Below are 23,139 nucleotides of genomic sequence, written 5' to 3'. Positions count from 1 at the left end.
AACATCAATCCGGACAATCTGATCGAGGCCAAGAAGCGCCAGAACAAGATCACCGAATATCGCGCCATGCTGCAGAAATGGCGCGAGCACGGCGCCCATACCGCCGCCGGCTATATTCTCGGCTTCCCCGCCGACACCAAGGCGAGCATTTTGCGCGACATCGAGATCATCAAGCGCGAACTGCCGCTCGACATTCTCGAATTCTTCTTCCTGACGCCGCTGCCGGGCTCGGAGGACCACAAGCGCCTGCACGCCAAGGGCGTATGGATGGATTCCGACCTCAACAAATACGACCTCAACCATCGCGTCACCCATCATTCCAAAATGTCGGACGCGGAATGGGAGGACGCCTATCGTTCGGCCTGGGCCGCTTATTACACCGACGATCATGTGAAGACGGTGATGCGCCGTTCCGCCGTGCATGGGCTACGCTCGATCAAGTCGCTGACCTCGAAACTGCTGATGTTCCACCTTATGATCAAATATGAGGGCGTGCATCCGCTCGAAGGCGGCGCCTTGCGGATGAAATTCCGCAAGGATCGCCGTCCGGGCATGAAGCTGGAAAATCCGCTGATCTTCTATCCGCGCTTTGGCTACGACACTGTCCGCAAGGCTTTCGGCTATTGGCGGACGATCCGAAAATTCCGGAAATTCCAGCAGGAGGTCGTGGAGGCGCCGGACCGCGCGACCTATACCGATATAGCCATCGCCCATTATGGCGCCGAGGAATTCGAGGAAATGGCGCTTTATCACGCCACGTCGGGCAGCGAAGGCGCTCTGGCGCGCAAGAAGCGCGACGAGATCATCCGCAAGAACGCCGCCATTCACGCCGCGGAATAAGGCTTCGGCATGATCGACTTGCGCGATCCCTCGCTCGACGCGGAGGCGGTGCGCGTGGCGTTGGACCTCGCGCCGCATCCGGAAGGCGGCGCCTTTCGCGAAATCTGGCGCGACGCGCCGGCGGATGGCGGGCGCGGGGCCGCGACCAGCATTTTCTTCCTGCTCAAGGCCGGCGAACGCTCGCACTGGCATCGAGTGGACGCGGCGGAATTATGGATCTGGCAGGCCGGCGCGCCGCTGAGGCTGGAAATCAGCGCCGAAACGCGAGGGTCGTCATTGCGAGCGGAGCGAAGCAATCCACCTTCCAGCCTGTCGAACGATGGCAATGGATTGCTTCGCTCCGCTCGCAATGACGGCGGAAAAATTGAGCAAATCCGGCTTGGCCCCGACCTCGGCGGCGGCGAGACCTTTCAGGCCGTCGTCCCGACCGGCGCCTGGCAGGCGGCGGAAAGCCTCGGCGCCTGGACGCTGGTTTCCTGTGTGGTCGCGCCGGCCTTCCTGTTTTCGGGCTTCGAACTGGCGCCGCCCGGCTGGTCGCCGGGATAGCTGTTCGTCGAATCCGTTGCGGCGCAGCTCCCTCGCGCTCAGCTTCGCGCCAGATGCGTGGCGAAAAAATCGCTCAGCGCGGCAACCTTGGTCGCCCTCACTTTGGAGGCGGGAGTCACAAAATAGAGAGCGCCTGACGGCAAGCGCCAGTCCGGGAGAAGATGCTCCAGCCGTCCGTCGGCGAGATAATCATCCGCCACAAAGGATGGGAGTTCCGCAATGCCCAATCCCGACAAGACGGTTGGAACCAGAGCGTCGATGTTGGTCACATTGAGCGGACCAGACGGCGTAATTGTCATCTCCTCGCCGGCGTCGTTGCGGAAGCGCCAGTTTTGGGTGCGGGCGCGATAGGCGTAACCCAGGCAATGGTGCGCGTTCAGTTCGGCTGGATATTGCGGTCGGCCATAACGCGCAATGTAGGATGGCGACGCGACGACAAACCGGCTGATCGGGCGCAAGCGGCGCGCAATGAGCGATGAATCCGGCAGGTCCGCGATCCGCAGTGCGGCGTCATAACCCTCGCCGATCAGATCGACCGTCGCGTCGCTCAAATGCAGATCGACGTGAATTTCCGGATAAAGCCTAAAAAACTCCGGCATCAATCCGGCGACCTCGCGCAGGCCGAACGACATGGGCGCGGCGAGCCTGACCATGCCGCGCGGCCGGCTGGACAGTTCGCGCGCAGCGCTTTCGGCCTCCTCGGCCTCCGCCAGCACCCGGCTCGCACGCTCGGCGAGCGTGTGGCCAAACGCGGTCAGCGCGATCTTGCGCGAGGTGCGGTTCAGCACGCGACCTCCCAACCGCTTTTCGAGCCGCGCGATCGCACGCGACACCGTCGCGACCGAAACATTCATCACCCGCGCCGCGCCTGCGAAGGAGCCCTCCTCGGCGACCTTGGCGAACAGGGCCAGTCCCTCAAAATCTGGAAGCTGCGACATCGACAACTCTGCAATGATAAGTTTCAATTATTTCTATATCGCAAATACAGCCCCGCTGTCATCCTCCGGCCATCAACCAGCAAGGAGACACAGCCATGGTTCAGAAACTCGCCAATAAAGTCGCCATCGTCACCGGGGGAACGAGCGGCATCGGCCTCGCCGCCGCCAAGCGCTTCGCTACCGAGGGCGCCCGCGTCTATGTCACCGGCCGCCGCAAGGCCGAACTCGACGCCGCCGTCGCCGCTATCGGCCGCAGCGCCGTGGGCGTCCAGGCCGACGTCTCGCGCCTCGCCGATCTCGACGCGCTCTACGCCCAGGTGAAGGCCCAGGCCGGCCGCATCGACGTGCTTTACGCCAATGCCGGCGGCGGATCGTTTCTGCCGCTCGGCCAGATCACAGAGCAGCAATATCAGGACACTTTTGACCGCAACGTCAAAGGCGTACTCTTCACGGTGCAGAAGGCGCTACCGCTGCTCGCCGATGGCGCTTCGATCATTCTGGCCGGCTCGACGGCGGGGATTGAGGGCACGGCGGCGTTCAGCGTCTATGCCGCCTCGAAAGCCGCGGTGCGGGCCTTCGCCCGCAACTGGATCCTCGATCTCAAAGATCGCAAGATTCGCGTCAACACGTTGAGCCCCGGCGCGATCCGGACGCCGGGCCTCGTCGATCTCGCCGGCCCCGACGCCGCACAGCAGCAGGCTTTGGTCGATTTCCTCGCCGCGAAAATCCCGCTCGGCCGTGTCGGCGATCCCGACGAGATCGCCAAGGCCGCGGTGTTTCTGGCTTCCGACGACGCGAGTTTTGTCAATGGCGCCGAACTCTTCGCCGATGGCGGCCAGGCCCAGATCTAACCTGGCCTGCGCCCTGCCAGAATCGTCGCCGGCCCGGCCCGGCGACGGCAACCGCAAAAATCCTTCAATCCCCTCAGCTCACGGAGTTCGCGTCACGTCTACTGTCGCCGCTGCCGACGGCGTTCGGTTGGAGATCAGCGCTGAAACGCAAAGCTCGTCATTGCGAGCGGAGCGAAGCAATCCATTGCAATCTCCCGACAGGCTGGAAGATGGATAGCTTCGCTCCGCTCGCAATGACGGCGGAAAAATTGAGCAAATCCGGCTTGGCCCCGACCTCGGCGGCGGCGAGACCTTTCAGGCGGTCGTCCCGGCCGGCGGCTGGCAGGCGGCGGAAAGCCTTGGCGCCTGGACGCTGGTTTCCTGCGTGGTCGCGCCGGCCTTCCTGTTTTCAGGCTTCGAACTGGCGCCGCCCGGCTGGTCGCTGGGCTGATCTCACTGCGCGCGCTGATCTCACTGCGCAAAAGTATTGCAATCCGAGACCTTGCCCGATTTCAGGCCCGTCTCCAGCCATTGCACGCGCTGCGCCGACGAGCCATGCGTGAAGGAATCGGGCACGATCCGCCCGCGCGAGGCTTGCTGCAAGCGGTCGTCGCCGATGGCCTGCGCAGTGGCGATGGCCTTTTCCACGTCGCCTGGCTCAATCACCTGCCATTTCTGATTGGCGTTGGCCGCCCAGACGCCGGCGAAGCAATCGGCCTGCAATTCGATCCGCACCGAAATAGCATTGGCCTTGGCCTGCGAGGAGGCGTTCTGCTGCGCGGCCTGCGCCTTGGGCAGAATGCCGAGCAGATCCTGGATATGATGACCCATTTCGTGAGAAATCACGTAGGCATAGGCGAAATCGCCGCCGCCGCCGAATTTGTTCTTCATGTCGCGGAAGAACGAAGTGTCGAGATAAATCTTGCCATCGAGCGGACAATAGAACGGCCCCATCGCCGATTGCGCGGTGCCGCAGCCCGACGAAGTCGCGCCGTTGAACAAAACGATTGGCGCCGGCTTGAACTTCACGCCGGTCTGGGCGGGCAGGATCTCTTTCCAGACGTCCTCGTTCTCGGCGAGGATAGCAGAGACGAAGCGCCCGACCTGATCCTTCGGCGCGCCCATTTCGCGCTGCGGCGCGGCCTGCTGCTGCTGCCGGCCGCCGCCCATCTGATTGACCATTTCGGCCCCGCCGATCAGCAGGCGCGGGTCGATGCCGAGCGCATAGCCGATCAGGCCGAGCACGATCATCGCGCCCAGGCCGAGATGGCCGGACGAGCCGCCCCCGCCGGCCATCATCGGGCCGTCGTCGCGGCGATCCTCGATATTGTCGGACTGACGGAAATCTTCCCATTTCATCGCAGATGGTCTCCGCACAGGCGATGTGAATATCGGACGGTCAAAGCCGTCATTCGTAAGCCACTTCAAGCCCCAGCTTGTCGAAGGCGTCGTCGATGGCTTCGAGGATGCGCTGCAATTCCTTCATGTCGATCTCGGTTTCCTCGTCCGGCGGATCCCAGCAGACGAGATCGTCGAGCGCGACGATGAAATCGGCGGCCTCCTCGGCGTTCGGCGGCGCGGCCGCGGGCAGGATCGTGCGCGTGCGGCCCCTCCAGACCACCCGAATGGCGCCCTCCGTCAGCTCCACCTCCGGCCGGTCGCCGCGCTTCCTGCTCATCCCCGCCTCCGTCGCCCGCGCATCATGGACTGATCCGCGCTCCAGACAAGTCCGATTTGGAAAGAAAATTCGCCGCCGCGCGCTCCGCCTTTCGCATCACGCTCGGCAAGGCGGCGGCCCGCATTCCGGCCGAATCGCGCCATCGTCCGCCCTCGGGCGCGGGCGTCCCCGCAGGCGCGGCGCCTACGAAAACGGCGAGCTTCAGGGCGAAATGGGTGAAGACGTGATCGATCTCGCCGGCCAGCGCCCAATTGACTCCGGGAAGCGGCGCGCCCGCCCCCGATGGCGCCAAAGTCTCAGCCCAGTCCTCGGGGCGGCTCGCGCGCCAGTCGGTCCCGAAAAATTCGTCCATGCCGCCCAACAGCCCGCGCGGCGGCCGGGTCCGCGTCAATACGGCGCCGTCGGCGCGGCTCAGATAGAAGACCGCGCCGCGCCGCAGCGGCCTCGGCTTTTTCGGCGCCTTGCGCGGGAAATCCTCCGGCGCTCCGAGCGCCCGCGCGGCGCAATCCTCCCGCCACGGGCAGAGGATGCAGGACGGCGAGCGCGGCGTGCAGATGGTCGCGCCGAGATCCATCATGGCCTGGGCGAAATCCCCCGGCCGCGTCGCCGGCGCGAGTTGCGCGACCAGAGCGGAAATCACCTTTTTCGCCTCCGGCAGCGGCGTCTCCAGGGCGCGCAGGCGCGCGGTCACGCGCTCCACATTGCCGTCGACCACGATCGCCGGCCTGTCGAAGGCGATCGCCGCGATGGCCGCCGCCGTATAGGCGCCAATGCCCGGCAGGCTGCGCAAGGCCGCCTCGTCCTGTGGAAAACGCCCGCCGAAATCGGCGACGATTTCTTGCGCGCAGGCGTGCAGGTTACGGGCGCGAGAATAATAGCCGAGCCCCGCCCAGGCCTGCATGACCGCTTCGACCGGCGCCGCCGCGAGGTCGTCCACTCCCGGCCACAAGGCGAGAAACCGGGCGAAATAATCGCGGACGGCGGCCACCGTCGTCTGCTGCAGCATCACCTCCGACAGCCAGACGGCGTAGGGATCGGGCCTGACGCCGGGCGCCGCGCGCCAGGGCAGCTCGCGGCGATGGCGGTCGTACCAGGCGAGCAGCCGATCCCCGAATCCCGCGCTTTCGATCTTGCTTTTGCCCATGAGCCTCCCACAATGGCTTATGCCGCCGCGTCCGAAAATGTCCCGACCCGTCCCGCTCGCCGACCTCGTCGGCGCGGCGGTCGACCCGGTTCTGGCCAAACAGGGTTTTGGCGAATCCAGCCTCATTCTGCACTGGGACGACATTGTCGGCGAGCGCTTCGCCGCCTGCAGCGAGCCGATCAAGCTGCAATGGCCGCCGCGCCCCCCCAAAAGGCCGCCCGACGCGCCGATCGAGCCGGCGACTCTGGTGCTGCGGGTCGCCGGCGCCATGGCTTTGGAAGTGCAATATGCCGCGCCGGTTCTAGTCGAGCGCGTCAACGCCCATCTCGGCTGGCGCGCGGTGGGCCGGCTGGCGATCCGCCAGGGACCGCTGAGCCGCGCCGGTCGCGCGGCTAAAAAGCCGCCGCCGGACGCGGCGGCCTTGGCCCGCGCCGAGCAGGCGGCGCAGGGATTGGCCGACGAAAACCTGCGTCAGGCGATGGTCCGGCTCGGCGCCAGGGCGCTGACCGGCCCGGCCGCCAAAGGATGAGCACTGCCAAACCATCTGGCGAAACCATATAGCCCAGAACTTTGTGCATTGCGGCCGGCGCGCTTTGCGACTCGCGGCGCGAGCGTATAAGAAGGGCTATTGCTTCCGTCACGCAGGATCGCTCCATGTCTCGCTCCCGCTTCGGCGCCACGCGCCGTGGTCTGCTCGGTTTCGGCGCCGCGCTGGTTCTCGCCGCCTCGCCTTTGTCCGCGCAGGCGCAAAAGGCCGCGCCGGAGGCTCCGGCCAAGGCTCCACTCGACCTGCTGATGGCGGAGCCGCCGCTGCCCGACATCTGGCTGGGCGATCCCAAGGCGCCGGTGACCATCATCGAATATGCCTCGATGACCTGCGGCCATTGCGCCCGGTTCAACACCGAGGTCTTCCCGATCCTGCGGTCGAAATTCATCGACACCGGCAAGGTGCGCTTCACCTTGCGCGAATTCCCGCTCGATCCGCTCGCCGCCGCCGCCGCCATGCTGGCGCGCTGCGCGGGCGACAAGCGCGAGGCGGTGGTCGAGCTGCTGTTCCAGCAGCAGAAGAATTGGGCCTTTGTGAACAATCCGTTGGAAGCGCTGCGCGACACCGTCAAGCAGACCGGCATGGGACCGACCGCCTTCGAGGCTTGCCTCAACGATCAGGCGGTATTCGACAAGATCAACCAGATCCGCGACACCGCCGCGCAGAAATTCGGCATCAATGCGACGCCGACCTTCTTCATCAATGGCGAGAAACATTCCGGCGAAATCCCCGCCGACAAGCTCGACGAAATCCTCGCCCCCTTCCTGAAGCCGTAAGGAGCGCCCTGAATGCGTTACCTGCCGCTCAGCGCCGAAAATCGCGAAGACATGCTGGCGCGAATCGGCGTCGAAACCATCGACGACCTTTATGCCGACGCGCCGCGCGACGCCTTGCTGACCGAACCGCTCGACCTGCCCCGGCGCAAGTCGGAGCTTGAGGTCGAGCGGCTTTTGTCGGCGCTCGCGGCGAAAAATGTCGCGGCGGGCGCGGTTCCCTTCTTCGTCGGCGCGGGCGCCTATAGACATCATGTCCCGGCGACGGTGGATCATCTGATCCAGCGCTCGGAATTCCTTACCAGCTATACGCCCTACCAGCCGGAAATCGCCCAGGGCACGCTGCAGGTCCTTTTCGAATTCCAGACCCAGGTCGCCAATCTCACGGGCATGGAGGTGGCGAACGCCTCGATGTATGACGGCTCGACCGCGACGGCCGAGGCCATTCTGATGGCGCATCGCGTCACGCGGCGGCGCAAGGCGCTGGTTTCGGGCGGACTGCACCCGCATTATGTCGAGACCGCGCGCACCCTGTCGGATATGGCGGAGGATGAGATCGTCATCCTGCCGCCGGACCCGCTTGCGGCGGAAGACCTGATCGGCGCGCTGGACGACAGCTTTTCCTGCGTGGTCGTGCAGAATCCGGATGTGTTCGGCAATCTGCGCGACCTGCGCCCGCTGGCCGAGGCCTGCAGCGCCAAGGGCGTGCTGCTGATCGCCGCGGTGACGGAAATTCTCTCGCTCGGGCTGGTCGAATCGCCCGGCGCGCTGGGCGCCGATATTGTTGTCGGCGAAGGCCAGTCGATCGGCAACGGCCTTGCTTTCGGCGGCCCCTATCTCGGCCTGTTCGCGGCGCGCGAAAAATATCTGCGTCAGATGCCGGGGCGGCTGTGCGGCGAAACCGTCGACGCCGATGGGCGGCGCGGCTTCGTGCTGACGCTCTCGACCCGCGAGCAGCATATCCGCCGCGAAAAGGCGACATCCAATATCTGCACCAATTCCGGCCTGTGCGCTCTGGCCTTTTCCATTCATCTGTCGCTGCTGGGCGAGACAGGGCTGAAACAGCTCGCGCTCGTCAACCACGCCAATGCCGTGGCTCTGGCCGAGGCCTTGGAAAAGGTTCCCGGCGTCGCGGTGCTGAACGGCAGTTTTTTCAACGAATTCACCTTGCGCGTGAAGGGTTCGGCGGCGGCGCTGGTCGAGCGCATGGCGGCGCGCGGCGTGCTGGCCGGCGTCCCGGTCTCGCGCCTTCTGCCGGGGGCTGGGCTCGATGACCTGCTGCTGGTGGCGTCGAGCGAGGTCAATACGGATGAGGACCGCGCCGCCTTCCTCGCCGCGCTTCAGGGGGAGATCGGCGCATGAACCAGGAAGGCCGCCCGACCCAACCCCGCGCCGAAACATCCGAGACGAGCGCCTATGCGCCGGGGACCTTTACCGGCAATCGCGCCCTGGAGGTCCACGAGGCGCTGATCTTCGAGATCGGCCGCAACGATTTTTCCGGCGTCGACATCGACCCGCCCGCGCCCTTCACGCCGCGTCTCGGCGGGCTGGAGCGCAAGAGCGAGATCGGCCTGCCGGGCCTGTCCGAGCCGGAGACGATGCGCCATTATGTGCGGCTGTCGCAGAAGAATTACGCCATCGATCTCGGGCCCTATCCGCTCGGCTCCTGCACGATGAAACACAATCCGCGCCTCAACGAGAAAATGGCGCGGCTGCCGGGTTTCGGCGACATCCATCCGCTGCAGCCGCTCTCCACCGTCCAGGGCGCGCTGGCCCTGATGGAGCAACTGGCGCACTGGCTGCTGAAACTGACCAATATGGAAGCCGTAGCCCTGTCGCCCAAGGCGGGCGCCCATGGCGAAATGTGCGGCATGATGGCCATCAAGGCCGCCATTGCCGCGCGCGGCGAGGCGGCGACCCGCAAGGTGGTGCTGGCGCCGGAATCCGCCCACGGCACCAATCCGGCCACCGCCGCCGCGCTCGGCTTTTCGGTGCGCGCCGTGCCGGCCGGACCGGACGGTCTGGTTCATCCCGACGCGGTCGCGGCCGCTTTGGGGCCGGATGTCGCGGCGATCATGCTGACCAATCCCAACACCTGCGGGTTGTTCGAGCGCGACATTGTCGAAATCGCGCGGCTGGTCCACGAGGCTGGGGCTTATTTCTATTGCGACGGCGCCAATTTCAACGCCATCGTCGGCAAGGTGCGGCCGGGCGATCTCGGCGTCGACGCCATGCATATCAACCTGCACAAGACTTTTTCGACGCCGCACGGCGGCGGCGGGCCGGGCTCCGGCCCCGTCGTGCTGTCGAGCCGGCTGGCGGCCTATGCGCCGGTGCCTTTCCTCCGGCGCGAGGGCGACAGCCTGACGCTGGTCGAACAGACCGAAGGCGCGCAAAGCTTCGGCCGCATGACCGCCTTCCACGGCCAGATGGGCATGTTCGTCCGCGCGCTGACCTATATTCTGTCCCATGGCGCCGACGGACTGGCCAAGGCGTCGGAGGACGCGGTGCTGGCGGCCAATTATGTCCGCGTCGGCCTGAGCGACCTGATGTCTTCGCCTTTCGGCAACCGGATCTGCATGCATGAGGTCCTGTTCGACGACCGCTGGCTGAAGGACGCCGGAATCACCACGCTGGACTTCGCCAAAGCCATGATCGACGAGGGTTTCCACCCGATGACGGTCTATTTCCCGCTGGTCGCGCATGGCGCCATGCTGATCGAGCCGACCGAATCGGAATCCTTGGTTTCGCTGACCTTGTTCCTCGCGACCTTGCGCGATCTCGCCTTCCGGGCCCTGCGCGGCGAGACCGAGCGTTTTCTCGGCGCGCCTTATTACGCCCCGCGCAAGCGGCTCGACGAGACCAAAGCCGCCCGCAAGCCGGTCCTGCGCTGGACAAAGCCCGGACCGGTGGAAGTCTGACGGGCCTACCTTCTCCCCTTGCGGGAGAAGGTGGATCGCCACCAAGCGGCGAGACGGATGAGGGGGCGCCAACCGCAGGATACCCCCTCATCCGGCGCTGACGCGCCACCTTCTCCCGCAAGGGGAGAAGGGATGCCGGCCCGATTGGCGTCGGCGTGAAGGGATGCCGGCCGCTGCTTTTCCCCAGTTTTTGCCCCGGTTGCGCTTGATTTGCCGGGCCTTCTGGCGCCTTGTTCCATAATGGGAACAGGGAGAGCCCCAGCCCGCCGATGAAATTCGACAAGCTGCGCCTGACCGGCTTCAAGAGCTTCGTGGAGCCGACCGATTTCGTGATCAACCCCGGCCTGACAGGCGTCGTGGGACCGAACGGCTGTGGCAAATCCAATCTCGTCGAGGCCCTGCGCTGGGTGATGGGCGAGAATTCCTACAAGCAGATGCGCGCCTCCGGCATGGATGACGTCATCTTCTCCGGCGCCGGCTCGCGGCCCGCCCGCAATCACGCCGAAGTGGCGCTGGTGCTCGACAATAGCGCCCGCTCGGCGCCCGCCGTCTTCAACGATTCCGACATTCTCGAAATCACCCGCCGCATCGAGCGCGAGCAGGGCTCGGTCTATCGGGTCAATGGCCGCGAAGTGCGCGCCCGCGACGTTCAATTGCTGTTCGCCGACGCCTCCTCCGGCGCGCGTTCGCCTGCGATGGTGCGGCAAGGCCAGATTGGCGAGATCATCGCCGCCAAACCGCAGGCCCGCCGCCGCATTCTCGAAGAAGCCGCCGGCATTGGGGGGCTGCACTCCCGCCGCCACGAGGCGGAACTGCGCCTCAAGGGCGCCGAGGAAAATCTGGTCCGGCTCGAAGACGTGCTGACCCAGATCGGCGCGCAGGCCGATTCGCTGCGCCGACAGGCGAAACAGGCGGCGCGCTATCGGGCGCTGGCCGCCGAAATCCGCCGCCACGAGGCCCTGGTCGCGCTGATCGCCTTCCGCGAGGCCGCGAAAGAGGCTGAGGAGGCGCAACACGCCTTCGAAACCAATATCGTCGATGTGGCCGAGCGCACCCGCCAGCAGGCCGAGGCCGCCCGCCTTCAGGCGCTCGCCGCCCATCGCATGCCCTTTCTGCGCGACGCCGAAACCCAGGCCGCGGCCGCGCTGCAACGTCTGGTGCTGGCGCGCGAAACGCTCGATGGCGAGGAAAAGCGCGCCGCCGAGCGCAAGACCGAGATGGAGCGCCGCATCGCGCAGGCGGCCTCCGACCTCGCCCGCGAGCGCGCCCATTACGAGGACGCCGCCGCGACTTTGGCTCGCCTCGATTCGGAAGACGAGGAACTGGCCGGCTCCGGCGAGGTCGAATCCGATCTGGTCGAAGAAGCGCGGCTGCGCTGCGAGCAGGCGGAAGAAAAGCTGCGCGCCTCGGAATTGGCGCTGGAACAGGCGCAAGACGCCTTTTCCAACGCCGAGGCGCAAAGAAACGCCTTGGCCGAGGCCGCGCGCCGCGAAGAACAGGCGCTGCTGCGTTTCGAGACGGAGCTCGCGCGCGCCGAGGATGAAATCGCCGCCTTGCGCGAAAGCGCGGAAAGCGACGCCGAACTGGCCGAATCGCTCGCCGAGGCCGAGCGGCTGATGGACGCCGCCGCCCAGGCTGAGGAAGACGCGCTCGCCGCCGAAACCGCTCTCGCGCTTGCCCGCGACGAGGAGACTTTTCTGCGCGGACCGCTGGCCGAGGCTGAAAAACAGGCGCAAAAGCTCGAAACCGAGGCGCGGACCCTGGCCAATCTGCTGCGCACGGGCGCCAGCGCCGGCTGGCCGGCCGTGCTGGAGCGCATCGTCGTCGCCAAGGGCTACGAGGCCGCCCTCGGCGCGGCGCTTGGCGACGATCTCGACGCCTCCGACGACGACAGCGCTCCAACCTATTGGGCCGTGACCCAGAGCGGCGGCGACCCGGCCCTGCCCCCCGGCGCGCGGCCGCTGACCGAATGGGTGAGCGCCCCGCCCGCGCTCTATCGCCGCCTCGCCCAGATCGGCCTCGTGTCGCGGGCGATGGGCGCGAGCCTGCGCCAGCATCTGAAACCCGGCCAGCGCCTCGTCTCGATCGAGGGCGATCTCTGGCGCTGGGACGGTTTCACCCAGGCCGCCGAGGCGCCCACGCCCGCTGCGCGGCGTCTGGCCGAGAAGAACCGGCTCGGCGATCTCGAAATCGAGGCGGAAGCGGCGCGCGAGGCGGTCGAGGCGCTGCAGGAAAAGATGGAGGGGGCGCAGGCCGCCGTGACGGCGGCCAACGAGGCCGACCAGCGTGCTCGTCAAGCTGCGCGCATGACCCAAAAGGCCTTGGTGGAGGCGCGCGAAAACGCCAATGCCGCCGAGCGGCGCCAAGCGCAATTCCTGTCCCGCCTCGCCAATCTCGACGATGCGCGCAAACGCGCCGAGGACCTGCGCGACGGGGCCCGCGAACGGCTGATCGAATCGCGCGAGGCGCTCGACAATGTCGCCGAGCCCGCCACTTTGCTCGGCGAGCGCGACGCCGCCCGCGCCGCCAACGCCGTCGACCGGGCGGAGGCCGCCGAGGCCCGCGCCGCCTTGCAGGCTTTTTCGCGCGAGGCCGAGACCCGTTTGCGCCGCCGCGAGGCCATCGCCCATGAGCGGAAAAGCTGGCTCGACCGCCGCGCGCGGTCGCAATTCCAGACCGAGGAGATCGAATTCCGACTGGCCGAGGCGCAGGAGGAATTGGTGAAGCTCGAGGACGCGCCGGATGAATTCCTGCTCCAGCGCCGCTCGCTGGCCGGGAAGATCGAGGAGGCCGAGGCCGCGCAAAAAGGCGCCGCCGACGCCCGCGCCGAGGGCGAAACCGCTCTGGCCGAATCCGACCGCGTCGCCCGCGCCGCGCTCGACGCCATGAGCGCGGCGCGCGAAATCCGCGCCCGGCTCGAAGCCCAGGCTGAGGCCGCCAAGACCCGGCTGCAGATTCTCGTGCGCGACATTGGCGAGCAATTGAGCTGCGCGCCCACCGGCCTGCCCGCGCTCGCCGGGCTGGCGGAAGGCGCCGAACCGCCGCCGATGGACGGCGTCAGCGCCCGGCTGACCAATCTCAAACAGGACCGCGAGCGGCTGGGCGGCGTCAATCTGCGCGCCGAGGACGAATTGGCGGCAGTGGAGGAAGAACAGGCCAAGATGGTCGCCGAGCGCGACGACCTCACCGAGGCGATCCGCAAATTGCGCGCGGCGATCGGCGCCCTCAACAAGGAAGGCCGCGAGCGCCTGCTCGACGCCTTCGCCCGCGTGGACGCCCATTTCCGCGACCTGTTCGCGCTGCTGTTCGGCGGCGGTTCGGCCGAGCTGCAACTGGTCGAATCGGACGATCCGCTGGAGGCCGGGCTGGAGATTCTCGCCAAGCCGCCGGGCAAGAAGCCCGCCACCATGACCCTGCTGTCCGGCGGCGAACAGGCGCTCACCGCCATGTCGCTGATTTTCGCGGTGTTCCTGACCAATCCGGCGCCGATCTGCGTGCTCGACGAGGTGGACGCGCCGCTCGACGACGCCAATGTCGAACGCTTCTGCGACCTGCTCGACGACATGCGCCGCAAGACCGACACGCGTTTCGTCACCATCACTCATAATCCGATCACGATGGCGCGAATGGACCGATTGTTCGGCGTCACCCAGGCCGAACGCGGCGTGTCGCAACTGGTGTCGGTGGAGCTGGAGCAGGCCGAGCGCCTGCTGGAGGCGAGCTGACAGCCAATGCCGCCGGACGCGGCGCGGAGGTGGGCGCCTTCAGCCCGGTTGAGTTCGCAAGGATGGATGGATTAGTTTAGGGCCGATCGAAACGCCGCGATAAGGTGGAGGAAGAGGATTGGCTCCGCCGTTCATAGCCGCCGCGTTGTTCCTCGCCCTTGTCGTCCTCGGCGACGTCCTGCTGCGGCGGGTCTCCGCAACCGCCCGCCTGCTGTTCGACGGCGCCGGATTTCTGGCGATCAGCGCCTATTTTTATTCGCTCGGCGTTTTCCCGATTTTTTCTCCCCTGGACAGCGCCACGACGCCGTCGGCGATCGCCCTTCGCGCGATTGGCGGCGGCTGGTGGCTGTTCGCCGCGCGGCTGTCGGTCGCCGGTCTGCGCGCCTTGATCGGCCACGATGGGCGGTCCCGCGAGGCCCGTCTGTTTTCGGATTTGGCCGCCGCCGCCATTTATCTTGCAACCGGCGCGGTGGTTCTGAGTTCGGTCTTTGCGCTTCCGGTCAGCGGTGTGGTCGCGACCTCGGGCGTCGTCGCCATCGTCCTCGGCCTGGCGCTTCAGAACACGCTCGCCGACGTCTTCGCTGGCATAGCCGTCGGCGTCGAGGCGCCCTTTGGCATCGGGGACCGCGTCCGGATCGGCGACAATATCGAAGGACAGGTCGTCCAGGTCAATTGGCGCTCGATACGCGTCCAGACTGACGGCAATGACATCGCCATCATCCCGAACAGCATTGTCGCCAAGGCCCAGATCGTCAATCGCAGCTTTCCCAATCAGCAGCGATCGGCGTCCGTCGAATATTTTTGCCCGAGCTTCGCGCCGCCGGAACGCGTCATCGAACATCTGGTCCACGCGACCATGCTATGTCCGCACATCCTGAAGGCGCACACGCCAAGCGCCCTGCTGACGCAACTGGGACGCGAGCGCAACCGCTATGAAATCGCCTTTGTCGTCGAAAGCACGGCCGCCTTGTCGAAGACGAAGGACATGCTGCTGCGCAGCGTTCGCCGGCAGTTGCATTATTCAGGCCTGTTGGAGCGAAGCCCCGCCGACGCGCCCGGACTCGATTCGCGCGACGAGATCGCTTCCGCCCGGCGACTGGCGCGTGGGCTGATCCTGTTTGAAGGCTTGCCGGACGCCCAGCTCGACGCGGTGGCGGCGGCGCTTCGGCCCAACCGGCTGGAGCCCGGCGACATCCTGTTCGCCGAGGGCTCCACGGACCAAACCTTGTTCCTGATCGCCTCCGGCGTCCTTGAAGTCGCGCGAAAAAGGGAGGGATCGGTCGAAACCCTCGGCTGTATCGGGGCCGGCGAATATATCGGCGAGATCGGCCTGCTGACGGGGGTCGCCCATGCGGCGACGGTCACCGCGCGAACGCACTGCCTAGTTTACAGCCTGCCGCGCGAGGGTCTCGCGACCTTGCTGGCCGAACATGAATTTCTGGCGTCGGCGCTGGAGCGATCGGCCCGGCGCGGGCTCGACATTCTCGAACGTCGCGTCGTCGTCAGCGTCACCCCCGGCGTGGGAGCGAGGGGGCAGCTGCTGGCGAAGATTCAAAGCCTATTTCGCCATAACGGCGTGTAGAGGCCGGGCTAAGCCTCGTGCAGCCGCGATTCGATTCGGCGATCGGGCACGAGCCACAGGGCCGCGACGCCGACATAGACCAGGCAGCCGATCCAGGGGCTCAGACAGGTTCCGACGATCCCCGCGACATAAAGCACGATCGAGATCTTGCCCTTGAAGTCATTGCCGATGGCCGTATGCAGTAAGGTCCTGCCCGTTTGCGCCCGGAGCAGAGAGACCACCAGCAGATAATAGGCGAAAGCCGCCCCCAGCAGCACCATTCCATAAAGCGCCACGGGATCGCGCGCAAAATGGCTGTCGCTGGCCCAGGCGGTCACGAAAGGCAACAGGGACAGCCAGAACAGCAGGTGGATATTGGCCCAGAGCGCCGCGCCATTCACTTTTTCGACCACCGCGAACAGGTGATGATGGTTGTTCCAATAGATGCCGACATAGATGAAGCTCAGCACATAGGCCAGAAAGGTCGGCCACAGCGGCCAGAGCGCGGCGAAATCCTCGCCATGCGGGGCCTTCAGCTCAAGAACCATAATGGTGATGATGATGGCCAGCACGCCATCGGAAAAAGCCTTCAACCGCTCGCTCGTCACGCCTGTCTCCTGTCCCGATCCCGCCCAACTCTAGCTTATCCCGGCGCCCGAACAAGCCGCCGGCCTCCGCCCGTCGGTCGAGAAGCCTTCTGCGACCTTCGGACAGGCTGCGACGGAAGCATATTTTTCTGTTGATTTTCAATGTGTTATTTATGTCATAGAAAAGCCGCGCTTGTCTTGACAGGGGGCGGAGGCGTCAATATGGTGCGCCCGGTTCAAGAAGGGCGGGATGTCACGCATCCCACGAGTCCGATTCCTCATCGGGCCTCGTCCGGACGACCTCCTGCGAGAGCGGCGACTGCGACGATGGGCGGCCGCCGGACCCATTCCGCGCCGTCGGCGCCATGGCTCAGGGAGCCATGAGCATTGGGAAGGATCGATGCAGGACAGGCCGGATGACGCCGAAGAACTGAAGGCGCGGCTCGCCAAATTGACGACCGACCTTCAGGCGCAACGCGAATCCGGCCGCGACGAGGCCGAGCGCAAGGCGGAAGCGGATCTGACCGACAAGGGCCTTGGGCAGGCGATGAGCCTCGGCTTTCGCGTGCTGTCTGAATTCGTGGCCGCCATTGTGGTGGGCGCCCTCATTGGGTGGCAGCTCGACACATGGTTTGGCACAAGCCCGGGGCTGCTGATCCTGTTCATGGGATTGGGCGTCGCCGCGGGCTTCTGGAACATCTATCGCCTCGCGGTCGCGCCGCAGGGGCGACGCGGCCGCTAGGTCGCGCAAGTATGGCAAGCGGGGGCGCCCGCATAAAGTGAAGGGCAGAACATGTCGGAAGCTGGTCCCGCGATTGATCCGATCCACCAATTCCACATCAACGTCATCGCGCCCCTGAGCCTCGGCGGCATCGACGCCTCCTTCACCAATGTCTCGCTGTTCATGGTGATCATTCTCGCGGTGATCGCCTTCATCATGGTGGTGGGCACCTCCGGCGAGCATATCGTTCCCAACCGCCTCCAGACCCTCGCCGAAATGTCCTATGAATTCGTGGCGAGCACGGTGCGGCAGACCGCCGGCGAAGCGGGCATGAAATTCTTCCCCTTCGTGTTCTCGGTCTTCATGTTCGTGCTGTTCTCGAACCTGATCGGCCTGATCCCCTACACCTTTACGGTCACCAGCCAGATCATCGTCACCTTCGCCTTCGCCGCCTTCATCATCCTGCTGGTGATGGCTTACGGCTTTTACAAGCACGGAACGCATTTCCTGCGCCTGTTCGTTCCGTCGGGCGTTTCGCCGCTGCTGCTGCCGTTCATCGTCCTGATCGAGGTCATCTCCTTCGCCTCGCGGCCGATTTCGCTCTCGGTTCGTCTCTTCGCCAACATGCTCGCGGGCCATATCACGCTGAAAGTGTTCGGCGGCTTCGTCACCTTGCTGCTCGGCGCCGGCATCTATTCGCTGCTCGCGCCGCTGCCGCTGGTCGGCATCGTTCTCCTGACCGCCTTCGAGCTGCTGGTCGCTTTCCTTCAGGCGTATGTGTTCGCCATCCTCACTTGCGTCTATCTCAACGACGCAATTCACCCGGGCCACTGATAATTTCATCCCAACAACAAATGGTCGCCCTTCAAAATCGAATGGAGTTCTAAGATGGATCCTGTTGCAGCCAAATATGTCGGCGCTGGTCTTGCGGCGATCGGCATGGGCGCCGCCGCCATCGGCGTCGGCACGATTTTCGGTAACTTCCTCTCCGGGGCGCTGCGCAATCCGTCCGCCGCCGACGGCCAGTTCGGCCGCGCCTTCATCGGCGCCGCGCTCGCCGAAGGTCTCGGCATTTTCGCGTTCCTCGTCGCGATCATTCTGCTGTTCGTGAAGTAATTTTTGCGCGCGCCGGCCTCACAGGGCCGGCGCGCTCTTCATCCCGTCAAACTAGGATCGACAAGCTAGGATCGTCTCATGGCTCGTGACGTTGAAGGGCATCAGGCCGGAACCGAGGTTCCTGGCGGCCCGCATGAAGGCGGCGTTTTCCCGCCCTTCGACCCGAATAATTTCGTGGCGGAGCTCATCTGGCTGGCGATCACCTTCGGCGCCATTTACTATCTGATGTCCCGGGTCGCCTTGCCGCGCGTCGCCAAGATCCTCGCCACCCGCAAGGACAAGATCGATTCCGACCTCGCCGCCGCCGCCAAGGCGCAGGATGACGCCGCCGCCGCCGCCGCCGCGCATGAAAAGACCTTGGCCGCCGCCAAAGCCAAGGCGCAGGAGCTGGGCCAGGCCGCCCATGCCGAGGTGCAGAAGCAGACCGACGCTCGCCGCGCCACGCTCGAAGCCGAGCTGAACGGCAAGCTCGCCGCCGCCGAGGCCCAGATCGCGACCACCAAGACCGCGGCCATGGCCAATGTCGATTCGATCGCGACCGACGCCGCGCAGGCCATCCTGCAACATATCACCGGCAAGCCGGCCGATCCGGCCGCCGTTTCCGCCGCGATCGCCGCCGCGAAGGCCTGAAGGAGCGCAACATGGACGCTGAATTTTTCGTCGCCCTGGGTTTCGTCCTGTTCGTGATGGGGCTCGGCTATCTGGGCGTGCACACCAAGCTGGCCGGCGCGCTCGACGGCCGCATCGACAAGATCAAGGCCGAACTGGCGGAGGCCGCCCGGCTGCGCGCCGAGGCCCAGGCCCTGATGCAGAGCTTCGCCGCCAAGACCGCCGAAGCCGAAGCCCAGGCCGCCTCGATCGTCGCCCAGGCCAAGGCGGAAGCCGAGGCTCTGTCCAAGGAAGCCCAGGCCCGCGTCACGGAATATGTCGCCCGCCGCACCAAGCAGGCCGAGGACAAGATCGCCCAGGCCGAGGCCCAGGCGACCGCCGACGTTCGCGCCGCGGCCGTCGACGCCGCGATCAAGGCCTCCGAGACCGTCCTCAAGACCAGCGCCGCCGGACCCGATGGCGCCGCCTTCGTCGATCAGGGCATCGCCAATGTCCGGGCGCTGGTGAACTGAGCGCTGGTGAACTGATCGTTTTCTAGGCAAAGAAGAACGAATAAGCCGGCGCTTCGACGCCGGCTTTTTCTTTTGTCTTCAAGGCGTCGCAATAGATTTCAGAATTCCCGCCAAGTGAAGCGTTAATTGCGCAAGTATCTCCTGTCACGCTCTGGCGTTCCCAAAAAAAACGTGCTTTTGTGCCATCGCGGCGGAACAGGACGTCCGTATATTTTGATCGGCGACGGCGCGTCTCCGGCCGTATTTGAACAAAACGAACGTCAGAATGGGGCTTGCCATTCCTGGCGGATCCTACTCGCGCACATTCCTGCCCATTGGCGCGGATTTAAGGGGTGAAACATGAAAAAAACAGCGATTTGCCTGGCTCTGGGGTTGGCTCTGGCGCCGACGGTCAGCTCGGCCCAGCTCATGATCGACACGACCAAGATCACCTGCGGCGAATTTGTCGCCATGTCGCCGGCGGACGCCGACATGGTCGCCTCCTGGTTCAGCGGCTGGTTCAACCAGAAGCTCGGCTACACCCTGGTCGATCTCGAAGCGTTCCATCGCAATACCGCCAATATCGCCAAATATTGCGCCGCCAATCCGAAGGACCAGCTGTTCGGCGTGGTTCAGGCCGCCGTCAACCAGGCCGTGAAGAAGCAGTGATCCGCATCAAGCCATCCGGAGAAAGAATATGAAGACCAAGCTCATTCTCGCGGCGGCGATGCTCGCCTTCACCGTTCCCGCCAAGGCGCAGGTCGGTATCGACATGTCGCTGATCACCTGCGGCCAGTTCGCGGCCCTGCCGGAAGCAGACAAGCTTCTGGTGTCGTCCTGGCTCGGCGGCTATTACAGCTCGACCAAGAACCTGACCACAATCGATTCACGCTATGTGAAGCGCAATCATGAAGTGATCGGCAAATATTGCGCCGAGCACAAAGGCGACAAGCTTCTGACCGTCGTGATGGAAAAGGCCCACTGAGCCGCCTGTTCGGCGCCGTCGGAGATTGATCCGATGACGAGCCCTCCTGCCCAAGCAGGAGGGCTTTTCCTTTGTTTCAGCCCGTATTGCGCAATCCCGCCGCAATGCCGTTGATGGCGATGAGGATGCCGACCCGCGCCTTGTGGTCGATCGATCCCGCGCGCCAGCGCCGCAGCAATTCCGCCTGCAGATAATTCAGCGGCGCGATATAAGCGAAGCGATGGGCGATGGAGCGGGCGAGCGCCGGATTGTCCGCAAGGCGCGCGTTCTGCCCGGTGGCGATTTCGAGCGCCGCGACGGCGCGGCCCCATTCCGCCTCGATCGCCGCGAAAATGGCCTCGGCGGCGGCGCGATCGGGCACGAGATCGGCATAGCGCCGCGCAATGTCGAGATCGGCCTTGGCGAGCACCATGTCCATATTGGACAGCAGCGTGCGGAAAAACGGCCATTCCTCGTTCATCCGGCGCAGCAGCGCCTTGCGAGCCTCGCCGTCCTCGCGCAAAAAGCCCTCGACGGCGGCGCCGAAGCCGAACCAGCCGGGCAGAGCCACCCGGCTCTGGCCCCAGGAAAAGCCCCAGGGAATGGCGCGCAAATCCTCGATTCGCCGGGTCGGCTTGCGCGAGGCGGGGCGCGAGCCGATGTTCAGCTCCGCGATCTCCGCGATCGGCGTGGCGGCGTAGAAATAATCGACAAAGCCCGGCGTCTCATAGACCAGCCCGCGATAGGCGCGCATCGACAGTCGCGACAGCTCCTCGGCGGCGGCGAGAAATTCCGGCGCGGGCTTTTCGCCGTCGACCAGCAGGCTCGCCTCCAGATTGGCCGCCATCAGCGTTTCGAGATTGCGCCGGCCAATGTCCGGATTCGCGTATTTGGCGTTGATGACCTCGCCCTGTTCGGTCAAGCGGATCTGGCCGCGCACGGTGCCGGGCGGCTGGGCGAGAATGGCCTGATAGGACGGGCCGCCGCCGCGACCGACCGCGCCGCCGCGACCGTGGAACAGGCGCAGGCGAATGCCGGGCAGCGAATCGAACAGGCTGGCGAGCGCAGTCGAGCCGCGATAAAGCTCCCAGGTCGAGGTGAAATAGCCGCCGTCCTTGTTCGAATCCGAATAGCCCAGCATCACGTCCTGCGCGCCGCTGGAGCGGCGCACCAGATCGGCGACGCCCGGCAGAGCATAAAAGGCGCGCATGATCGGCTCGGCGGCGCGCAAGTCCTCGATGGTTTCGAACAAAGGCGTGACGATCAGCTCCAGCCGCGCCGACTCGCGCTCCGACGGATGCAGCGTGCCGTGCAGCAGTCCGCATTCCTTTTGCAGGACCATGACTTCGAGCAGGTCGCTGACGCTTTCGGTATGGCTGATGATGTAATGGCGGATCGTCCCGGGGCCGATCTTGGCGCGAGCCTCCCGCGCCGCCTCGAATACCGCGAGTTCGCCGCGCAAAGCCTCGGAATAAGCGATGTTCGGCGCGCGCAGCGGGCGCGGATCGGACAGCAGGCCGAGCAACAGGGCGACGCGCTCATCCTCGCCGAGCGCGGAATAATCCGGCGCGATGCGCACGGCCGCCAGCAATTCCTTCAGCACGGCCTCGTGCCGGTCCGAACTCTGGCGCAGATCGGTCGTCGCCATGTGGAAACCGAACACATCGAGCGCGCGGATCAGCCGCGCCAGCCGCCCGGCGGCCAGCGCGCCGCCATGATGGGCCACGAGCGAATCGCGCACGATGACCAGATCGCGGCGGAAATCCTCCGGACTGTCATAGGGCGCGCCGGGGGCGACCGCGTGACGCATCGCCTCGCCGCCGGTCAGGGCCGTCAGCGTGCCCGCGAGTCGCGCATAGACGCCGATCAGCGCACGCCGATAGGTTTCGTCGGAACGGTGTGGATTGGGGTCGCCCGAGGCCTCGGCGAGCGCCTCCAGCTCCGGCGAACAATCGATCAAGGTGCGCGACATCGACAATTCGCCGCCGAGCAGATGGGCCTCGACCAGATAATGCCGCAGAATCACGTCGGCATGGGCCTGGACCGTGGTTTCGAGCGTATTGGCGTCGACATTGGGATTGCCGTCGCGATCGCCGCCGATCCAGTTCCCCATACGGAAGAAAGGCGCCACCGGCCTTCCGAGCCTGCGCTCCAATTGCTCGTAAAGCCGGGGAATTTCCCGGATGAAGGTCGAGCGGTAATAGAGCAGCGCATTGTCGATCTCGTCGCGCACGGTCAGGCTCGTCATGCGCAGGATGCGCGTCTGCCAGAGCTGCCCGACGCGGGCGCGCAATTGCGTCTCGTTCTCCGCCAGTTCGGCGGCGTTGCGGCTGTGCTCGCGCGCCGCCAGCAGATCGGCGATGGCGCGTTCCGCGTCGAGCGTGCTACGCCGCTGCACTTCGGTCGGATGCGCCGTCAGCACCGGCGAGACATAGGAATCGCCGAGGGAGTCCGCGATGCGCTCGGCGGAAATCCCCGCCGCCGCGAGGCGCTCGAAACTATAGGCGAGGCCGCCCGGCTGGGTCTGCGGCTCATGCGCGGCGCGCCGGCGCAGGAAATGGCGGTCTTCGGCTATATTGGCGAGATGCGAGAAATAGGCGAAGGCGCGGATGACTGAAACCGTCTCCGCCGGGCTCAGATCCTGCAGCAAAGCGTCGAGCTCGCGCCCGGCCTGCGGATCGGTCCGGCGCTGGCCCGCCACCGACAGCCGCCGGATCTGCTCGATCCGCCCGAAAACGGCCTCGCCTTCCTGCTCGCGCACGGTGTCGCCGAGGATCTGCCCCAACAGGCGAATGTCGTCGTAGAGCGGACGCTGCTTGTCCGTCTCGTCCTGCGTCGCCGTCGATTCCATCATGTCCCTCTCCGCTGTGGCGGCCGCGTCGTCACCAGGTCGGGCTCGGCGCGGTCTGCCGGAAAAATTCGTCGAGCCGCGCCCGCGTCGAAGCCGTGGTGTCGGCGGGCAGCGCATCGAGCGCGAAAAAACCGGATTCGGCGATTTCCCAGTCCGGCGCGCGCGGCGCCGCCTGGGTCACGCCGCGCGCCAGATAGAGCGCGACGTGATCGCGCCGCGAATGGCGCGGGTTGTGATAGAAGCCGATCAGGCGCGGCGGCTCGCCGGCGCTCAGGCCGCCCTCCTCCTCCAGCTCGC

22 protein-coding genes and 2 pseudogenes are annotated in these 23,139 nt (G+C 65.7%); 17 read left to right on the top strand and 7 right to left on the bottom strand.

Annotated elements, in window-relative coordinates; translation table 11 throughout:
- A pseudogene (locus ACE3S9_RS02805) lies at nt 1-840 on the top strand (radical SAM protein); the annotation flags it as partial.
- Between the two features lie 9 nt (nt 841-849).
- Nucleotides 850-1,386 carry a cupin domain-containing protein gene (locus ACE3S9_RS02800; protein ID WP_374544908.1) on the top strand — a complete coding sequence of 179 codons (537 nt, stop codon included), beginning with the start codon at nt 850-852 and terminating at the stop codon, nt 1,384-1,386.
- A gap of 38 nt (nt 1,387-1,424) precedes the next feature.
- On the opposite strand, the gene ACE3S9_RS02795 is transcribed toward ACE3S9_RS02800, so the two are convergent.
- A complete protein-coding gene (locus tag ACE3S9_RS02795; RefSeq protein ID WP_374544907.1) occupies nt 1,425-2,324 on the bottom strand; it encodes a LysR family transcriptional regulator in 900 nt (299 codons plus the stop codon).
- Nucleotides 2,325-2,419: 95 nt separating this feature from the next.
- Here ACE3S9_RS02795 and ACE3S9_RS02790 point away from each other — a divergent pair, with 95 nt between their 5' ends.
- A complete protein-coding gene (locus ACE3S9_RS02790; RefSeq protein WP_374544906.1) occupies nt 2,420-3,175 on the top strand; it encodes an SDR family NAD(P)-dependent oxidoreductase in 756 nt (251 codons plus the stop codon).
- A gap of 247 nt (nt 3,176-3,422) precedes the next feature.
- Nucleotides 3,423-3,605, top strand: coding sequence for a cupin domain-containing protein (locus ACE3S9_RS02785; protein WP_374544909.1), 183 nt, complete (start codon nt 3,423-3,425; stop codon nt 3,603-3,605).
- A 20-nt stretch (nt 3,606-3,625) separates the two neighbouring features.
- Here the strand turns inward: ACE3S9_RS02785 and ACE3S9_RS02780 are convergent, their stop codons facing one another.
- From ACE3S9_RS02780 to mutY, 3 genes are read right to left on the bottom strand one after another with little or no spacing between them, the layout of a single operon-like run.
- Nucleotides 3,626-4,513, bottom strand: coding sequence for a neutral zinc metallopeptidase (locus ACE3S9_RS02780; RefSeq protein WP_374544905.1), 888 nt, complete (start codon nt 4,511-4,513; stop codon nt 3,626-3,628).
- A gap of 49 nt (nt 4,514-4,562) precedes the next feature.
- Entirely contained in the window at nt 4,563-4,832 is a 270-nt protein-coding gene (locus ACE3S9_RS02775) for an Imm74 family immunity protein (protein WP_374544904.1), read from the bottom strand.
- Between the two features lie 22 nt (nt 4,833-4,854).
- Nucleotides 4,855-5,976 (bottom strand): A/G-specific adenine glycosylase, encoded by a 1,122-nt coding sequence (mutY, locus tag ACE3S9_RS02770; RefSeq protein ID WP_374544903.1) that lies wholly within the window; start codon nt 5,974-5,976, stop codon nt 4,855-4,857.
- A gap of 37 nt (nt 5,977-6,013) precedes the next feature.
- Here mutY and ACE3S9_RS02765 point away from each other — a divergent pair, with 37 nt between their 5' ends.
- The 6 genes from ACE3S9_RS02765 (at nt 6,014) to ACE3S9_RS02740 (ending at nt 15,524) form a co-directional block, all read left to right on the top strand.
- Complete coding sequence (locus ACE3S9_RS02765) at nt 6,014-6,505, top strand: DUF721 domain-containing protein (protein WP_374544902.1); 492 nt, start codon at nt 6,014-6,016, stop codon at nt 6,503-6,505.
- 125 nt (nt 6,506-6,630) lie between these two features.
- Complete coding sequence (locus ACE3S9_RS02760) at nt 6,631-7,299, top strand: DsbA family protein (protein ID WP_374544901.1); 669 nt, start codon at nt 6,631-6,633, stop codon at nt 7,297-7,299.
- A 12-nt stretch (nt 7,300-7,311) separates the two neighbouring features.
- The gene (gcvPA, locus tag ACE3S9_RS02755) at nt 7,312-8,658 is read left to right on the top strand and encodes an aminomethyl-transferring glycine dehydrogenase subunit GcvPA (protein ID WP_374544900.1); all 1,347 of its coding nucleotides are present in this window, start codon (nt 7,312-7,314) and stop codon (nt 8,656-8,658) included.
- Nucleotides 8,655-10,217 (top strand): aminomethyl-transferring glycine dehydrogenase subunit GcvPB, encoded by a 1,563-nt coding sequence (gene gcvPB, locus ACE3S9_RS02750; protein ID WP_374544899.1) that lies wholly within the window; start codon nt 8,655-8,657, stop codon nt 10,215-10,217. The genes gcvPA and gcvPB overlap by 4 nt, the downstream gene beginning before the upstream one ends.
- A gap of 269 nt (nt 10,218-10,486) precedes the next feature.
- Nucleotides 10,487-13,942 carry a chromosome segregation SMC family protein gene (locus tag ACE3S9_RS02745; RefSeq protein ID WP_374544898.1) on the top strand — a complete coding sequence of 1,152 codons (3,456 nt, stop codon included), beginning with the start codon at nt 10,487-10,489 and terminating at the stop codon, nt 13,940-13,942.
- Nucleotides 13,943-14,060: 118 nt separating this feature from the next.
- A complete protein-coding gene (locus tag ACE3S9_RS02740) occupies nt 14,061-15,524 on the top strand; it encodes a mechanosensitive ion channel family protein (protein ID WP_374544897.1) in 1,464 nt (487 codons plus the stop codon).
- An 8-nt stretch (nt 15,525-15,532) separates the two neighbouring features.
- Here ACE3S9_RS02740 and ACE3S9_RS02735 read toward each other — a convergent pair whose 3' ends face one another.
- Nucleotides 15,533-16,111, bottom strand: coding sequence for a TMEM175 family protein (locus tag ACE3S9_RS02735; RefSeq protein WP_374544896.1), 579 nt, complete (start codon nt 16,109-16,111; stop codon nt 15,533-15,535).
- A 379-nt stretch (nt 16,112-16,490) separates the two neighbouring features.
- Between ACE3S9_RS02735 and ACE3S9_RS02730 the strand changes: the two genes are divergently transcribed.
- The 7 genes from ACE3S9_RS02730 (at nt 16,491) to ACE3S9_RS02700 (ending at nt 20,012) form a co-directional block, all read left to right on the top strand.
- Nucleotides 16,491-16,832 (top strand): AtpZ/AtpI family protein, encoded by a 342-nt coding sequence (locus tag ACE3S9_RS02730; RefSeq protein ID WP_374544895.1) that lies wholly within the window; start codon nt 16,491-16,493, stop codon nt 16,830-16,832.
- Nucleotides 16,833-16,883: 51 nt separating this feature from the next.
- The gene (locus ACE3S9_RS02725; protein ID WP_374544894.1) at nt 16,884-17,645 is read left to right on the top strand and encodes a F0F1 ATP synthase subunit A; all 762 of its coding nucleotides are present in this window, start codon (nt 16,884-16,886) and stop codon (nt 17,643-17,645) included.
- A gap of 54 nt (nt 17,646-17,699) precedes the next feature.
- On the top strand, nt 17,700-17,927 hold the full coding sequence (locus ACE3S9_RS02720; protein WP_283366989.1) for a F0F1 ATP synthase subunit C: 228 nt from the start codon (nt 17,700-17,702) through the stop codon (nt 17,925-17,927).
- Nucleotides 17,928-18,005: 78 nt separating this feature from the next.
- Nucleotides 18,006-18,557 carry a F0F1 ATP synthase subunit B' gene (locus ACE3S9_RS02715; RefSeq protein ID WP_374544893.1) on the top strand — a complete coding sequence of 184 codons (552 nt, stop codon included), beginning with the start codon at nt 18,006-18,008 and terminating at the stop codon, nt 18,555-18,557.
- Between the two features lie 11 nt (nt 18,558-18,568).
- Entirely contained in the window at nt 18,569-19,048 is a 480-nt protein-coding gene (locus ACE3S9_RS02710; protein WP_374544892.1) for an ATP F0F1 synthase subunit B, read from the top strand.
- Nucleotides 19,049-19,387: 339 nt separating this feature from the next.
- Complete coding sequence (locus ACE3S9_RS02705) at nt 19,388-19,696, top strand: HdeA/HdeB family chaperone (protein WP_374544891.1); 309 nt, start codon at nt 19,388-19,390, stop codon at nt 19,694-19,696.
- Between the two features lie 28 nt (nt 19,697-19,724).
- The gene (locus tag ACE3S9_RS02700; RefSeq protein ID WP_374544890.1) at nt 19,725-20,012 is read left to right on the top strand and encodes an HdeA/HdeB family chaperone; all 288 of its coding nucleotides are present in this window, start codon (nt 19,725-19,727) and stop codon (nt 20,010-20,012) included.
- A 76-nt stretch (nt 20,013-20,088) separates the two neighbouring features.
- On the opposite strand, the gene ppc is transcribed toward ACE3S9_RS02700, so the two are convergent.
- Nucleotides 20,089-22,845 carry a phosphoenolpyruvate carboxylase gene (ppc, locus tag ACE3S9_RS02695; RefSeq protein WP_374544889.1) on the bottom strand — a complete coding sequence of 919 codons (2,757 nt, stop codon included), beginning with the start codon at nt 22,843-22,845 and terminating at the stop codon, nt 20,089-20,091.
- Nucleotides 22,846-22,873: 28 nt separating this feature from the next.
- A pseudogene (locus tag ACE3S9_RS02690) lies at nt 22,874-23,139 on the bottom strand (DNA mismatch repair protein MutT); the annotation flags it as partial.

The sequence above is a fragment of the Rhodoblastus sp. genome (assembly GCF_041915505.1).
Classification (GTDB): domain Bacteria; phylum Pseudomonadota; class Alphaproteobacteria; order Rhizobiales; family Beijerinckiaceae; genus Rhodoblastus.
Note: the sequence above shows the minus strand (reverse complement) of the source record. Positions and strands in the feature narration are given on the sequence as shown.

Excerpts from the sequence above, each read along its gene's own strand:
- ACE3S9_RS02745 (WP_374544898.1), top strand. The coding sequence starts at position 10,487 with ATGAAATTCGACAAGCTGCGCCTGACCGGCTTCAAGAGCTTCGTGGAG.
- ppc (WP_374544889.1), bottom strand. The coding sequence starts at position 22,845 with ATGATGGAATCGACGGCGACGCAGGACGAGACGGACAAGCAGCGTCCG.
- ACE3S9_RS02730 (WP_374544895.1), top strand. The coding sequence starts at position 16,491 with ATGCAGGACAGGCCGGATGACGCCGAAGAACTGAAGGCGCGGCTCGCC.
- ACE3S9_RS02700 (WP_374544890.1), top strand. The coding sequence starts at position 19,725 with ATGAAGACCAAGCTCATTCTCGCGGCGGCGATGCTCGCCTTCACCGTT.
- gcvPB (WP_374544899.1), top strand. The coding sequence starts at position 8,655 with ATGAACCAGGAAGGCCGCCCGACCCAACCCCGCGCCGAAACATCCGAG.
- ACE3S9_RS02705 (WP_374544891.1), top strand. The coding sequence starts at position 19,388 with ATGAAAAAAACAGCGATTTGCCTGGCTCTGGGGTTGGCTCTGGCGCCG.
- ACE3S9_RS02720 (WP_283366989.1), top strand. The coding sequence starts at position 17,700 with ATGGATCCTGTTGCAGCCAAATATGTCGGCGCTGGTCTTGCGGCGATC.
- ACE3S9_RS02800 (WP_374544908.1), top strand. The coding sequence starts at position 850 with ATGATCGACTTGCGCGATCCCTCGCTCGACGCGGAGGCGGTGCGCGTG.
- ACE3S9_RS02780 (WP_374544905.1), bottom strand. The coding sequence starts at position 4,513 with ATGAAATGGGAAGATTTCCGTCAGTCCGACAATATCGAGGATCGCCGC.
- mutY (WP_374544903.1), bottom strand. The coding sequence starts at position 5,976 with ATGGGCAAAAGCAAGATCGAAAGCGCGGGATTCGGGGATCGGCTGCTC.
- ACE3S9_RS02765 (WP_374544902.1), top strand. The coding sequence starts at position 6,014 with ATGTCCCGACCCGTCCCGCTCGCCGACCTCGTCGGCGCGGCGGTCGAC.
- ACE3S9_RS02710 (WP_374544892.1), top strand. The coding sequence starts at position 18,569 with ATGGACGCTGAATTTTTCGTCGCCCTGGGTTTCGTCCTGTTCGTGATG.
- ACE3S9_RS02725 (WP_374544894.1), top strand. The coding sequence starts at position 16,884 with ATGTCGGAAGCTGGTCCCGCGATTGATCCGATCCACCAATTCCACATC.
- ACE3S9_RS02795 (WP_374544907.1), bottom strand. The coding sequence starts at position 2,324 with ATGTCGCAGCTTCCAGATTTTGAGGGACTGGCCCTGTTCGCCAAGGTC.
- ACE3S9_RS02775 (WP_374544904.1), bottom strand. The coding sequence starts at position 4,832 with ATGAGCAGGAAGCGCGGCGACCGGCCGGAGGTGGAGCTGACGGAGGGC.
- ACE3S9_RS02790 (WP_374544906.1), top strand. The coding sequence starts at position 2,420 with ATGGTTCAGAAACTCGCCAATAAAGTCGCCATCGTCACCGGGGGAACG.
- ACE3S9_RS02760 (WP_374544901.1), top strand. The coding sequence starts at position 6,631 with ATGTCTCGCTCCCGCTTCGGCGCCACGCGCCGTGGTCTGCTCGGTTTC.
- ACE3S9_RS02715 (WP_374544893.1), top strand. The coding sequence starts at position 18,006 with ATGGCTCGTGACGTTGAAGGGCATCAGGCCGGAACCGAGGTTCCTGGC.
- gcvPA (WP_374544900.1), top strand. The coding sequence starts at position 7,312 with ATGCGTTACCTGCCGCTCAGCGCCGAAAATCGCGAAGACATGCTGGCG.